At 57.4% G+C, this 13,383-nt stretch carries 12 protein-coding genes; 7 read left to right on the forward strand and 5 right to left on the reverse strand.

Going from position 1 to position 13,383, the window contains the following annotated elements:
* Nucleotides 1–7 precede the first annotated feature (7 nt).
* Nucleotides 8–538, reverse strand: coding sequence for a DUF5943 domain-containing protein (locus GYN01_RS07985; RefSeq protein WP_048364164.1), 531 nt, complete (start codon nt 536–538; stop codon nt 8–10).
* A 62-nt stretch (nt 539–600) separates the two neighbouring features.
* Complete coding sequence (locus GYN01_RS07990; protein WP_203306850.1) at nt 601–1,578, reverse strand: dipeptidase; 978 nt, start codon at nt 1,576–1,578, stop codon at nt 601–603.
* 223 nt (nt 1,579–1,801) lie between these two features.
* Here GYN01_RS07990 and GYN01_RS07995 point away from each other — a divergent pair, with 223 nt between their 5' ends.
* Both GYN01_RS07995 and GYN01_RS08000 read left to right on the forward strand, forming a co-directional pair.
* Nucleotides 1,802–2,203, forward strand: coding sequence for a lysozyme inhibitor LprI family protein (locus GYN01_RS07995; protein ID WP_203306851.1), 402 nt, complete (start codon nt 1,802–1,804; stop codon nt 2,201–2,203).
* A gap of 59 nt (nt 2,204–2,262) precedes the next feature.
* Nucleotides 2,263–2,682 (forward strand): DUF3010 family protein, encoded by a 420-nt coding sequence (locus GYN01_RS08000; protein WP_048402198.1) that lies wholly within the window; start codon nt 2,263–2,265, stop codon nt 2,680–2,682.
* On the opposite strand, the gene GYN01_RS08005 is transcribed toward GYN01_RS08000, so the two are convergent.
* Nucleotides 2,668–3,675: a hypothetical protein gene (locus tag GYN01_RS08005; RefSeq protein WP_203306852.1), complete on the reverse strand. Its 1,008-nt coding sequence runs from the start codon at nt 3,673–3,675 to the stop codon at nt 2,668–2,670. The two genes, GYN01_RS08000 and GYN01_RS08005, sit on opposite strands and share 15 nt — an antisense overlap.
* A gap of 163 nt (nt 3,676–3,838) precedes the next feature.
* Entirely contained in the window at nt 3,839–4,942 is a 1,104-nt protein-coding gene (gene gbdR, locus GYN01_RS08010) for a choline metabolism transcriptional regulator GbdR (protein WP_203306853.1), read from the reverse strand.
* Nucleotides 4,943–5,535: 593 nt separating this feature from the next.
* Here gbdR and GYN01_RS08015 point away from each other — a divergent pair.
* From GYN01_RS08015 to choV, 3 genes are all read left to right on the forward strand, one after another.
* Nucleotides 5,536–6,483, forward strand: a complete 948-nt coding sequence (locus GYN01_RS08015) for a choline ABC transporter substrate-binding protein (protein WP_048402201.1) — start codon at nt 5,536–5,538, stop codon at nt 6,481–6,483.
* Nucleotides 6,484–6,551: 68 nt separating this feature from the next.
* The gene (gene choW / locus GYN01_RS08020; RefSeq protein WP_048364157.1) at nt 6,552–7,397 is read left to right on the forward strand and encodes a choline ABC transporter permease subunit; all 846 of its coding nucleotides are present in this window, start codon (nt 6,552–6,554) and stop codon (nt 7,395–7,397) included.
* Nucleotides 7,394–8,560, forward strand: coding sequence for a choline ABC transporter ATP-binding protein (gene choV / locus GYN01_RS08025; protein ID WP_048364156.1), 1,167 nt, complete (start codon nt 7,394–7,396; stop codon nt 8,558–8,560). Before choW ends, choV begins: the two co-directional genes overlap by 4 nt.
* Nucleotides 8,561–8,687: 127 nt before the next feature.
* On the opposite strand, the gene GYN01_RS08030 is transcribed toward choV, so the two are convergent.
* Nucleotides 8,688–10,643, reverse strand: a complete 1,956-nt coding sequence (locus GYN01_RS08030; RefSeq protein WP_241485749.1) for a BCCT family transporter — start codon at nt 10,641–10,643, stop codon at nt 8,688–8,690.
* A 491-nt stretch (nt 10,644–11,134) separates the two neighbouring features.
* On the opposite strand from GYN01_RS08030, the gene betI reads away from it, so the two are divergent.
* Both betI and betB read left to right on the forward strand, forming a co-directional pair.
* On the forward strand, nt 11,135–11,728 hold the full coding sequence (betI, locus tag GYN01_RS08035; protein WP_048364154.1) for a transcriptional regulator BetI: 594 nt from the start codon (nt 11,135–11,137) through the stop codon (nt 11,726–11,728).
* 109 nt (nt 11,729–11,837) lie between these two features.
* The gene (betB, locus tag GYN01_RS08040) at nt 11,838–13,310 is read left to right on the forward strand and encodes a betaine-aldehyde dehydrogenase (RefSeq protein ID WP_048402204.1); all 1,473 of its coding nucleotides are present in this window, start codon (nt 11,838–11,840) and stop codon (nt 13,308–13,310) included.
* The last annotated feature ends 73 nt before the right edge of the window (nt 13,311–13,383 follow it).

Consider the following 13,383-nt stretch of genomic DNA (forward strand, 5'->3'; position numbering starts at 1 on the left):
CCTCGTTTTACAACGGCTTGACGCTAAACAGGCCGTGCTCGTGGCCCTCTTCCGATGCGCTATACACCTGCTGCGCCACGGTGCGGATTTGACTGCCGCGCGCGCTCAAAATCTGATCGATAGCCCCCGCGAACCAGCCCGTGAACATGTAGTCGACCTTGCGCCCGACCTTGCCGTACACGTAGACAAAACAGGAGTGTTCGAGCTTGACCGTGGCCGTACCGGCGTCCAGGTCAATGTCCTGAATGTGAAACAGGCCCCAGCCACGTTGCGACAGACGTTTCATGTAGTGCTCGAACACCGCGACCCCTTCAAGAGCGTGGCATTCGGCTTCTTTTTCGCACCAGTGCCAGGCCGATTTGTAGCCCGCTTTGTAGAGGATGTCGGCGTAGGCCTGCGCGCCGATTACGGCTTCAATGCCCATATGGTTGTTGACGAAAAAATGCCGCGGCACATACAGCATCGGTAACGCGTCAGAGGTCCAGACGCCGGTTTCACTGTCGACTTCGATGGGCAATTGCGGGGCGATTGTTGCCATTGGGCATACCTCTAAAAAATGAGTCACTGCGTAGTCGCTGCGAAAGGCTGCGGGCCGTACCGCTACTCGCCCCACACGTCTTTGAGCACGTTGACCCAGTTTTCACCCATGATTTTGCGCACCACGCGTTCGCTGTGGCCGCGTTTGAGCAACGTCTCAGTGAGGTTGGGGAACTCACCCACGGTGCGAATGCCCAGCGGGTTGATGATCGTGCCGAAGCGGGTAAGAAGCCGGGCATAGCCTTTGTCGTGGGTCAGCATGTCGAAGAACGCCTGACCGTGGCCCTGGGTGAAGTCGGTGCCAATGCCGATGGCGTCTTCGCCCACCAGGTTCATGGTGTATTCGATGGCCTCGGCGTAGTCGTCAATGGTGGCGTCAATGCCTTTGGCCAGAAACGGCGCGAACATAGTCACGCCCACAAAGCCGCCATGCTCGGCGATGAATCTAAGCTCGGCGTCGGATTTATTGCGCGGGTGCTCTTTGAGGCCCGAGGGCAAACAGTGCGAATAACAGACCGGTTTTTTCGACGTCAAAATGACTTCTTCGGAAGTTTTAGCGCCTACGTGGGACAGGTCGCACATGATTCCCACACGGTTCATTTCAACCACTACTTCGTGGCCAAACCCCGACAACCCGCCATCACGCTCGTAACATCCGGTGCCCACCAGGTTTTGCGTGTTGTAGCACAGCTGCACCACCCCCACGCCAAGCTGCTTGAAGATGTCGATGTAGCCCAACTGGTCCTCGAATGCATGGGCATTTTGAAAGCCCAGGATGATCCCCGTCTTGCCCTGCTCCTTGGCGCGGCGAATGTCTGCCGTGGTCTTGACCGGGAGCACCAGGTCACTGTTTTCACGCATCAGGGTTTGGCTGGCGACGATGTTATTGATGGTGGCCTGGAACCCCTCCCACACCGACACCGTGCAGTTGGCCGCCGTGAGGCCGCCCTTGCGCATGTCTTCGAACAGTTCGCGGTTCCATTTGGCAATGATCAGCCCGTCGATAACGATGCTGTCGGCGTGCAACTCGGCTGGGCTCATCAGGCGTCCCCTTATGGCGAATGCTGCGCCGAATCGTCTGCCGGCGCTTTGGGCCAGCATAGGCTTGGGGTTAAAAGCAGCCGGGTGCAAAAGCGACAGCGCGATTGCAGAAAGCGTCAAGCACAGTCAAAGCGCTCAGCAGGTAGGCAATTGGCCGATGTTGCGTGGCTTTTGACGCACGCTTAAGCCAGAATCCGTCCCAACTCTGGATTAGGAAGCCGCAATGAAATCGATTCTCCTGGCCTTGGCGTTGATCACAAGCGGCGCATACGCGGCCGATGATGCCGACTTCAACCCGTGTGATGCCGTCGAAAACGACCAGCAAACCCTCGCGTGTTCGGTGTACAGCCGCAACGCTGCCGAGCAGTTGTTGACTGAAAACTACGACGCCTTGCAAGCGCGCATGACCTCGCTGTACGGCAGCAACGCGACCCAGCTCAACAACATCACCAGCAAAATCAAAACCGCCCAGTCGCTGTGGTTGCACCAGCGGGATGCCGATTGCTCGGTGGTGGTCTTCCCGGCCACGGCGGGGACAGAGGCGTTCAACATTGCGCAAAACGACTGCATTGCTGCCGTGAGCGATGACCGGTCGGAGTTTTTGGAGTCGATCGGCCAGCAATAACGTTCGCAGGCGTACTTCATTTACGCAGCATCAGCGCATTAATGACGGATTGGGGATTTATGACTATTTGCGGTATCGACATTAAAGGCAGCGAAGCCATCTTCGCCTTGGCCCGTCAAGGCCAGGCCGGCCTTGAGCACGTCACCATCAGCACCAAAAAAATCGCCCTCGACGACGATGAAGACGCCGCGAACGTCAAAGCCTTCGCCGCTCAGGTGGCAGCATTTGTCGCGGCCAACGGCATCACCCGCATCGCCATTAAAAAGCGCAGCAAAAAAGGCGAGTTCGCCGGTGGCCCCACCACGTTCAAGATCGAGGGCATCCTGCAACTGCTCGATGAATGCGAGGTGCAGTTGCTGTCACCGCAAACCCTGACGGCGCAATTCAAGAAACATGCATTCGAGCTGCCGGCGTCGTTGAACAAGTATCAACATGACGCTTATAAAGCCGCGTGTGCGGCCTTGCTAAAGAAGGGCTGAATGTGCCGAGGGCAATGCGCACGCCTGGCGCTCGAACGCTGGGGGAATAGACAGGTCTTGTTCAAAGAACGCCTGCACGCTGTCGATGCTCACCGGGTGAGGATCAACCAACACAACATTCTGGCTGGAGCCAATAAAGACCACCGCATCGGCAGAAGGAATGTTGGCGCACAGATGCCGGTTATTAAAGTCCAGAATATGCGCCAATTTGTACGCGACTTCTGGCAAGCGCTCGTCACTCAGACGAGTGCCTCCCCATCCCCAATAAAACCCCATGACCAAAATCGAAAAAATAAAAAAGACTGCCGAACTCACCAAAGGCCCGGTCGGGAAATCTCCTTTGGCGACCGCCTTGAGCCACACCGCGATGATGAGGACGTGGACCAACGCCAGCAAACCAATCAAGAAAACGAACGGAGACAGGTATTTGAAAAATACAAAACCGGTCATGAACGTCAAACTCAGCGGTAATGCGGTTGAATCAACCCCGAAAACGCCATTGATAACCCCGGCGGCCTTGCCTGTAGAAAAAACCAGCAACGCTGAGGCACCGATAGACACTATGAGCTTGGTGAAGCCATACCCCCACAGCACTTTGAAAAAGGCCATTCGCTCGATCTGAATCATTAGAAAAATGAATGCCAGCAGGGTGCCCGTCAATTTGAAAGAAAAGCGTTTTTTATCCAGCCAAGCCCAGCCGCCGGCCTCTTGATTACCGAGAACAATCAGGGCTAAAGCAGCAACCCCCAATAGAATCAGCGCCCGCCAAAACTCCACCTCTTTTTCATCTACCTCATCCCGTGTCTTGTTCTTGGCGCCTCGCAGGTGCTCGACGATTTCAAGGACATAGGCTTTAAGGGTTTTTTGCACGACGGCAGAATCTTTCTCAGCGCCGCTGGCTAGCTCTTCATACAACGCCTCGACATGCTCTTTGGTATCGCCCGGTTTTTTGAACTGGTATTTGCGCTTGTGGCCTGATTTTTCTGAGAACACACTAATATCCTTATTTGGCGGACCGAATGTTTAGCATCCATCGACACATCACTCTTAGCCACCGCAATGTAGACGCGAGCTGGACTGCGGTGGCTTTATACGAAGGTCGAATGCAACAGGTGCCTGCACGCGAACAGGCTCGCACCCACAGAGTCGTGCCGAGTCACACCCTCACGCTGGCAAACGTTGACTCGTTGCGTGCCTGGTTCAACGCTGACATCGGCCCCGCAAGCGGACTTAGCAGCACCGATTGCGCGATTGGCACCAGGCGGGTGTGTTGCGCAGTATTGGAACCCACGCGTTCGTCGCGTGGCGGTATGCCGAAATACTCGCGGTAGCATTTTGAAAAGTGTGGGGTGGACACGAACCCGCACACTGCCGCCACTTCTATAATCGACATCGGCGTTTGCTTGAGCAGTTGCCGCGCTCGCACCAGGCGCAGCTTGAGGTAGTAGCGCGACGGCGAACAGTGCAGGTATTTCTGAAACAGCCGCTCCAGCTGACGGCGCGACACGGTGACGTACACCGCCAGCTCATCGAGGTCGATGGGTTCTTCGAGGTTGGCCTCCATCAGCGCCACGATTTCCTGCAACTTGGGCTGGTTGGTGCCGAGCATGTGCTTAAGCGGCACGCGCTGATGGTCTTGCTCGTTACGAATACGCTCGTACACAAACATTTCTGAAATGGCCGCCGACAACTCGCGGCCATGATCGCGGCTGATCAAGTGCAGCATCATGTCCAGCGGGGCTGTGCCACCCGAGCTGGTGAAACGGCAGCGATCAAGGGTAAATAAACGCGTGCTCATCGACACCCGCGGAAAGGCTTCCTGCATCGACGCCAGACACTCCCAGTGCACGCTGCAATCAAAGCCGTCGAGCAAACCTGCGTATGCCAGCGCCCAACTGCCGGTGCATACCGCACCCAAACGCCGGGATTGGCGCGCCTGCGTTTGCAGCCACGACACATGTTCGCGGGTGACGGTGCGTTGAATGCCGATGCCGCCGCACACCATCACCATGTCCAGCGCCGGGGCCTTATGCATGCTGGCGTCGGGGGTCACTTGCAAGCCGTCACTGGCCCACACGTGGCTGCCATCTGCACTGAGGGTGCTCCAGCGGTACAACTCGCGGCCGGACAATTGATTGGCCATGCGCAAGGGTTCTATCGCGGAAGCCAGGGAAATGAGCGTGAAATTGTCCAGCAGCAAAAAGCCGATGGATTGAGGCGCACGGTTCTGGGGTTGGGCCCCGGAGTTGAACGACATCATCGCGGTATCTCCTCACACAATGCTGAGAATGGCCCAGGCGCAGGCTCTTGTTATTGCCCGCTTGGCTAGGGGCTTTATGATCACAACGCAAATGCCATGCCCAAACTTGAATGGCCATTCAATAAAACCTGAAAACGACGTCGCAAAGTGTCTGGGCGGGTCATGGCAAAACGCTGTTCAAAGACCCTTTAAACAGGCCGTTGGCGAGTCGCCAGGCACGGTTGAGCAAATAGGTAGCACTTGTGGGAAGCGTGTAGGAACGAAGGCAAGATGAAGTGTCACGAAAGGCACAAATGCGCCAAACAGGGTCGGCGTGCGCTTAAAAAGTGCTGGGGTTAAAGACGGCTCAGACGCATCAAAAACCGGCTATTGACCCAGAAAATCTCCAGATACGACCTCTCCGGTATCAGATACGACCCTCCCTGTACTGGATGCGACGCCCCCTGTAGGCGTTTGATTTTGACTGTTACATGATCGGTGTCGACTCGATTGCAAGATGCTCGGTCAGCCCGTCGGCCCGGCATCGTCCAACCGCCACTGATACGTACGGTTTTACCCGCCAAAACCGCCCACCGAACTCCAGGAGTCGCCCCATGAGACATTCCCGATCAGTGTTGTTGGCTGCCCTGCTGAGTCTGCCGGTCATCGCCCAGGCAGCCGAACCCGCGCAATGCGCCACGGTTAATTTTTCGGATGTCGGCTGGACCGACATCACCGTGACCACCGCCGTGGCCAGCACCTTGCTGAACGCCTTGGGTTACAAAACCAAAACCACGATGATTTCCGTACCGGTCACCTACAAGTCGCTGGCCGATGGCAAGAACATGGACGTGTTTCTGGGCAACTGGATGCCGACCATGGAAAACGACATCAAGCCTTACCGTGAGGCTGGCACCGTCGACACCGTGCGCGCCAATCTGGAGAACGCCAAATACACCCTCGCCGTGCCCGAAGCCCTCTACAACAAGGGTTTGAAAGACTTTGCCGACCTGCCCAAATTCAAACAGGAACTGGACGGCAAAATCTACGGCATTGAGCCGGGCAACGATGGCAATCGCATGATCCAGACCATGATCGACAAGAACGCATTCGGCTTGAAAGACGCGGGCTTCAAAGTGGTGGAGTCCAGTGAGGCCGGGATGCTGTCGCAGGTGGAGCGCGCCCAGCGGCGTGGCACTGACGTGGTGTTTCTGGGCTGGGAGCCACACCCGATGAACACGCGTTTCAAGATGAAATACCTCACCGGCGGCGATGACTTCTTTGGTCCCAACTACGGGCAAGCCACCATCTATACCAACACCCGCAAAGGCTACGTCGAGCAATGCAGCAACGTGGGCCAGCTCCTGAAAAACCTGGTGTTCAGCCTGGACATGGAAAGCAGCCTGATGGGCGAAGTGCTGGACAAAAAAATCAAACCCGACGTTGCGGCCAAAGCCTGGCTTAAACAACACCCGCAGGTGCTCGACACCTGGCTGGCGGGCGTGACGACGATTGACGGCAAACCGGGTCTGGAGGCCGTGAAAACCAGCCTCGCGCAGTAATTGCGGGCGCCGTACGGCCTCCCCGTGCGGCTCCGTTTCACTCCTCCTGCATGCGGATGTTCACTACCATGCTGATCGATCAAAAAATCCCTTTAGGCCAGTACATTGCAGGCTTCGTTGAATGGCTGACGCAACACGGCGCCAGTACGTTCGATGCCATTGCAATGACGCTGGAAACGATGATCCACGGCGTGACGTTTGCGCTGACCTGGTTCAACCCCTTTGTGTTTATCGGCTTGATCGCCCTGCTCGCCCACGCCATTCAACGCAAATGGGGACTGACGGTGTTTGTGGCGTTTTCTTTTCTGCTTATTTTGAACCTGGGTTATTGGCAAGAAACCATGGAGACCCTGGCTCAGGTGCTGTTTGCCACCTTTGTGTGCGTGATCATTGGCGTGCCGCTAGGGATACTCGCGGCGCACAAACCGATGTTCTACACCTTCATGCGCCCGGTGCTGGACCTGATGCAGACCGTGCCAACCTTCGTTTACCTGATCCCCACCTTGACCCTGTTCGGGCTGGGGGTGGTACCGGGGCTGATTTCAACCGTGGTGTTCGCCATTGCGGCGCCCATTCGCCTGACGTATTTGGGCATCCGTGACGTACCGCACGAGTTGCTCGACGCAGGCAAAGCCTTTGGCTGCTCGCGGCGTCAGTTGCTCACGCGCATCGAACTGCCCCACGCCATGCCCAGCATCGCGGCGGGCATCACGCAGTGCATCATGTTGTCGTTGTCGATGGTGGTGATCGCCGCCCTGGTCGGCGCCGATGGCCTGGGCAAACCGGTGGTCAACGCGCTCAACACCGCCGACATCGCCCTGGGCTTTGAAGCCGGGCTGGCAATTGTGTTGTTGGCCATCATGCTCGACCGGATCTGCAAGCAGCCGGACGCCAAGAAAGGAGCTGACGCATGAGCATTGTCCGTTTCGATAACGTCGACGTGATTTTTGCCAAAGACCCGCGCGCGGCCCTTGGCCTGTTGGACCAAGGCATGAGCCGCGATCAGATCCTGAAAAAAACCGGGCAGATTGTGGGTGTTGAAAAGGCCAGCCTGGACATCGACAAAGGCGAAATCTGCGTACTGATGGGGTTGTCCGGCTCGGGCAAGTCCAGTTTGCTGCGCTGCATCAACGGCCTGAACACGGTGAGCCGTGGCCATCTGTACGTGGAGCATGAAGGCAAGCAGATCGACATCGCCGCGTGCACGGCGGCCGAGCTGAAAATGATGCGCACCCGGCGCATCGCTATGGTGTTTCAAAAATTCGCCTTGATGCCGTGGCTGACCGTGCGCGAAAACATCAGCTTCGGCCTCGAGATGCAGGGCCGCCCCGAAAAGGAGCGGCGTACGCTGGTGGACGAAAAACTGGAACTGGTGGGGCTGACCCAATGGCGCAACAAAAAGCCCGATGAGCTGAGCGGTGGCATGCAGCAGCGTGTAGGGCTGGCGCGGGCATTGGCGATGGACGCCGATATTTTGCTGATGGATGAACCGTTCTCGGCCCTCGACCCGTTGATCCGTCAGGGCTTGCAGGACGAACTGCTGGCGCTGCAACGCAAGCTGAACAAGACCATTGTGTTCGTCAGCCATGACCTGGATGAAGCGCTGAAACTGGGCAGCCGCATCGCGATCATGAAGGACGGGCGCATCATTCAATACAGCAAGCCGGAAGACATCGTGCTCAACCCGGCCGATGACTATGTGCGCACCTTCGTCGCGCACACCAACCCGCTGAACGTGCTGTGCGGGCGCAGCCTGATGCGTCCGTTAGGCAACTGCAAACGGGTGAGGGGTTCGGTGTGCATTGATCCTGGGGATGACTCCTGGATTGATCTGGCTGAAGGCAACACCGTACACGCTACGCAACAGACTGACTTGCAGAGCTGGACGCGGGGCCAAGCGGTTGAAAGCCTGGGCCGCAGGCCTACGTTGGTGGATGCAGGGATCGGGATGCGCGATGCGTTGCAGATTCGCTACCAGACCGGCAACAAACTGGTGCTGCACGACAATCAGCAGGTGGTAGGGATTTTGGGAGATACAGAGCTGTATCACGCGTTATTGGGCAAAAATCTGGGCTAGACGCGCCCCTCACCCCAACCCTCTCCCAAAGGGAGAGGGAGCTGATCACACGCAAATTCAAGAACACCTCAAGTCAGTTCCCTCTCCCAAAGGGAGAGGGTTAGGGAGAGGGTGCCCTGAACCGCAATCAGCTATAAACCCGGCCAAGGAGTTGGCGATGGCTTTCAAACTGATCGAGCACGTCACGGGTGATTTGCTCATCCGTGAAGCCCATCAAGTCGTACTCCTGGCTGCCGTTGTGCAAGTACACTTCGGCACGGTAGTAACGACTGCGCACTTCTTCATCCGTCGCCGCGTCTTGCGTCGACTCGCTTGGCGCGGCCAGGTAACCGTCCAGGCTGACTTCGTAAACGAACGGGTTGCCCTCGTCCATTTCAACCCGCACACCCATGCAACGTTTGGCCTTGCCCAGCAGGGTCTGCACGCTCATGCCTTGGCTGCGCAGTTGCACGGCCGCTTCTTCCAGTGCAGGTGTGACGTGTTTGTCCATGAAGCGCTGCACCACCGCCTGGGTCGGCTGCAACTCCTGGGCGGTCAAACGCTCGCTGAAGAAACCACGACGACCACGCGCCGCCAACTCCGCTTGTTCCAGCTCCATTTGGGTGTCCTGACGCATTGCTTTGTGCAGGCCAAACATAAACAGAACCAGCACCACCGAGAACGGCAGCCCCGCCAACACCACCATGGTTTGCATCGCCGCAAAGTTACCGGCAAACAGCAGACCAATGGTCACCAGAGTGATCACGACCGACCAGAAGATACGCAACCAGTGCGGGGCATCTTCGTCCACATCACCGCCTTTGCACGACAGGTTGGCCATCATCACCGCGCCAGAATCCGCAGGGGTCAGGAACAACACAAAACCGACAAAGATCGACACGCCAATCACGATTTTCGACGCCGGGTAATGCTCAAGCAGTTGGTAGATCGCCATCGACGGCTGTTCCAGCGCCGTCTTGCCCAGTTCTACCGCACCGTGGTTAACCACCAGATCCAGTGCCGAGTTACCGAAGATCGACAACCAGGCCAAGGTAAAGCCCAGCGGGATCAGCAACACCCCAGCCACCAGCTCACGCACGGTACGGCCACGGGAAATACGCGCAATGAACATGCCTACGAATGGGGCCCAGGAAATCCACCACGCCCAGTAGAACAGGGTCCACAGACCCAACCAGCCTTCAGTTTTTTGGGTGTCGCCTTCGTACACGTACAGGTCGAAGGTTTTCATGACGATACCGTTGAGGTAATCGCCGGTGTTCTGCACAAAGCCGTTGAGCAGGTGCAAGGTGGGGCCAAACAACAACACGAAAATCAGCAAGCCACTGAACAGCACGATGTTCAGGTTGGACAGGCGACGGATGCCGTTTTCAACGCCCGAAACGGCAGCGATGGTGGCCACGGTGCTCATCACGATGATGACGATCAGCAAATTGGTATTGCTGTGTTCCATACCGAACAGGTTTTCCAGCCCGGACGACACTTGCATCGAGCCAATCCCCAGGTTGGTCACCAGGCCGAGCAAGGTCACGAACATGCCGAAACCATCCACCGCATGGCCCGCAGCGCCTTTCACCCAACGCTCGCCCATCAAGGGGTACAACGCCGAACGCAGCGCCAGCGGCTGGTTATGACGGTAGGCAAAATAGGCCACGGCCAAACCGACCAGCGCGTAAATCGCCCAGCCGTGCAGGCCCCAATGCAGGAACGTCAGTTGCAGCGCCTGACGCGCGGCTTCATGGCTGCCCGACACGCCTTCTGGCGGATTGAAGTAGTGGTCCAGCGGCTCGGACGCGCCGAAATACAGCAACGAGATGCCGATTCCCGACGAGAACAGCATCCCGGCCCACGCGCCATAGCTGAAGTCCGGGGTGTCTTGCTTGGTCCCCAGTTTCAGTTTGCCGTACGAAGAAAACGCCAGACCGACCACAAAGATCAGGTACGCGGCAATCACCACCATGTAGTACCAGCCAAAGGAGCGCGACAGCCACTCTTGGGCAATGCCCAGCAGGCGGCCGGCTTCTTGTGGCGCGGCAATCAAAATGGCAGTCAACAACAAGATCAAGGCAGTGGAGGTGTAAAACACCCAACCGTTGACCGTCACCTTTTGCGGTGGGGTCTTTATAAGAGAAGCAGAACTCATTGCACGGATGCTCCAGGCAGCGCGAGAGAAGAACTTGATGCAAAGCAACACCCGACCAAACGCTTAGATAGCGACCAACGGTCGAGTGATATAAAGGCACCGCAAAAAAACTGGACCCGTTCGTATGTTCAGCCAACGCACCGTGTGCAGGCGTGAGCTTGCTCGCGATCGTCCCAACAGCACCGTGCCTGCTCGGCTACCGCGCGTATCGGTAAAGACCTTCGCGACCACGTTCGCTCCTACAGACGTAAGGGATTCAGAAGAAATTACAGTGTCGTTTGGCGCCATTCATGCGTAGGGAAACGGCATCAATCGCGACGAATTGTCGCAGATAGTATTCTTTGTTGATTGAACGTTCAATCAAAACAAAATAGACTGGCCGCCGTTCAGTGATCTTTCCTGCACTGTCCGCCGGCCCAAGGAGATGAGCAAAAATGCCCAAGGTCGGTATGCAACCCATACGCCGTCAACAGTTGATCGAAGCCACCTTACAGGCCGTCGATCAGGTTGGCATGGCGGATGCCAGCATTGCGCTGATTGCCCGTTTGGCCGGTGTGTCGAACGGCATCATCAGCCACTATTTTCGAGACAAGAACGGTCTGATTGCCGCCACCATGCGGTACTTGATGAACGTCTTGATCGACAACGTCACCGAGCGCCGCCAAGCGCTGGACGACGACAGCCCGAGGGCTCACTTGCAGGTCATCGTTGAAGGCAACTTTGACGCCAGCCAAGTCAGTGGCCCGGCAATGAAAACCTGGCTCGCCTTCTGGGCTGCCAGCATGCACCAACCGTCGTTGCACAGATTGCAGCGGATCAACGATCACCGCCTGTATTCCAATCTGTGCTGCCAGTTTCGTCGTGTGTTGCCGCAGGCCGAAGCCCGCTCGGCAGCGCGCGGCCTGGCGGCCCTCATCGATGGACTATGGCTGCGTGGCGCCCTGTCGGGAGATGCTTTCGACACAGAACAGGCGCAACGCATCTGCTACGAATACATGGATCTACAACTGGCGAAACAGGTGAGTTAAGCCTCAATTAACGCTTAACCCCTGAACTGTCGTGAATCTGAGTTGCCCCAGTTAGATGGCATCCCGCTCCACGATCAACGCCAACCACTTATGCACTTGCGAGGATTTTATGGCCCGTTTCGAACTGCAAAAACTTTACATCGACGGCGGTTACACAGACGCCAGCAGCGATGCAACCTTCGATGCCATCAACCCGGCTAACGGCGAAGTCCTCGCACAAGTGCAACGTGCGACCAAGGAAGACGTTGAGCGCGCGGTTGTCAGCGCTGAAAAAGGCCAGAAAATCTGGGCTGCCATGACCTCCATGGAGCGCTCGCGCATCCTGCGCCGCGCGGTGGACATCCTGCGCGAGCGCAACGATGAACTGGCCGCGCTGGAAACCCTGGACACCGGCAAGTCGTACTCCGAAACCCGCTACGTTGACATCGTCACCGGTGCTGACGTGCTGGAGTACTACGCTGGCCTGGCGCCTGCGATTGAAGGCGAGCAAATCCCGCTGCGCGACACCTCGTTCGTCTACACCCGTCGCGAGCCGCTGGGCGTTGTGGCCGGTATCGGCGCGTGGAACTACCCGATCCAGATCGCCCTGTGGAAATCTGCACCGGCGCTGGCAGCGGGCAACGCAATGATCTTCAAGCCAAGCGAAGTCACCTCGCTGACCACCTTGAAACTGGCTGAAATCTTCACGGCTGCGGGCCTGCCAGACGGCGTGTTCAACGTACTGACCGGCAGCGGCCGTGAAGTCGGCACCTGGCTGACCGAACACCCGCGCATCGAAAAAATCTCGTTCACCGGCGGCACCGACACCGGCAAAAAAGTCACCGCCAGCGCCACCAGCTCTTCCTTGAAGGACGTGACGATGGAGTTGGGCGGCAAGTCGCCACTGATCATTTTTGACGACGCCGACCTGGACCGCGCGGCTGACACCGCGATGATGGCCAACTTCTACAGCTCGGGCCAGGTGTGCACCAACGGCACCCGCGTGTTCGTGCCGACTGCACTCAAAGCCGCATTCGAAGCCAAGATTCTGGAGCGCGTTGCGCGCATCCGCATCGGCAACCCGGAAGACGAAAACACCAACTTCGGCCCGTTGGTCAGCTTTGCCCACATGGAAAGCGTGCTTGGCTACATTGCCAAGGGTAAAGAGCAAGGCGCCCGCGTACTGTGCGGCGGCGAACGCCTGACCGAAGGCGACCTGGCCAAAGGCGCATTCGTGGCACCGACCGTGTTCACCGACTGCACCGACGACATGACCATTGTTAAAGAAGAAATCTTCGGCCCGGTGATGAGCATCCTCACCTATGACACCGAAGAAGAAGTGATCCGCCGCGCCAATGACACCGAGTTCGGTCTGGCTGCGGGCCTGGTGACCAAAGACCTGAACCGCGCTCACCGCGTGATTCATCAATTGGAAGCGGGTATTTGCTGGATCAACGCCTGGGGCGAATCCGACGCAAAAATGCCGGTGGGCGGCTACAAGCAGTCGGGCATTGGCCGTGAAAACGGTATCAGCTCGCTGGCTCAGTACACCCAGATCAAATCGGTACAGGTAGAGCTGGGCGATTACGTCTCGGTGTTCTAAACCCACCTGACAGCCGATTACTGGTCGTCGCTGCCGCAGGTTGCGAAGGGTTGCACAGCAATCCTTCGCAGCA

It is taken from the genome of Pseudomonas weihenstephanensis (genome assembly GCF_016812185.1).
Lineage (GTDB): Bacteria > Pseudomonadota > Gammaproteobacteria > Pseudomonadales > Pseudomonadaceae > Aquipseudomonas > Aquipseudomonas weihenstephanensis.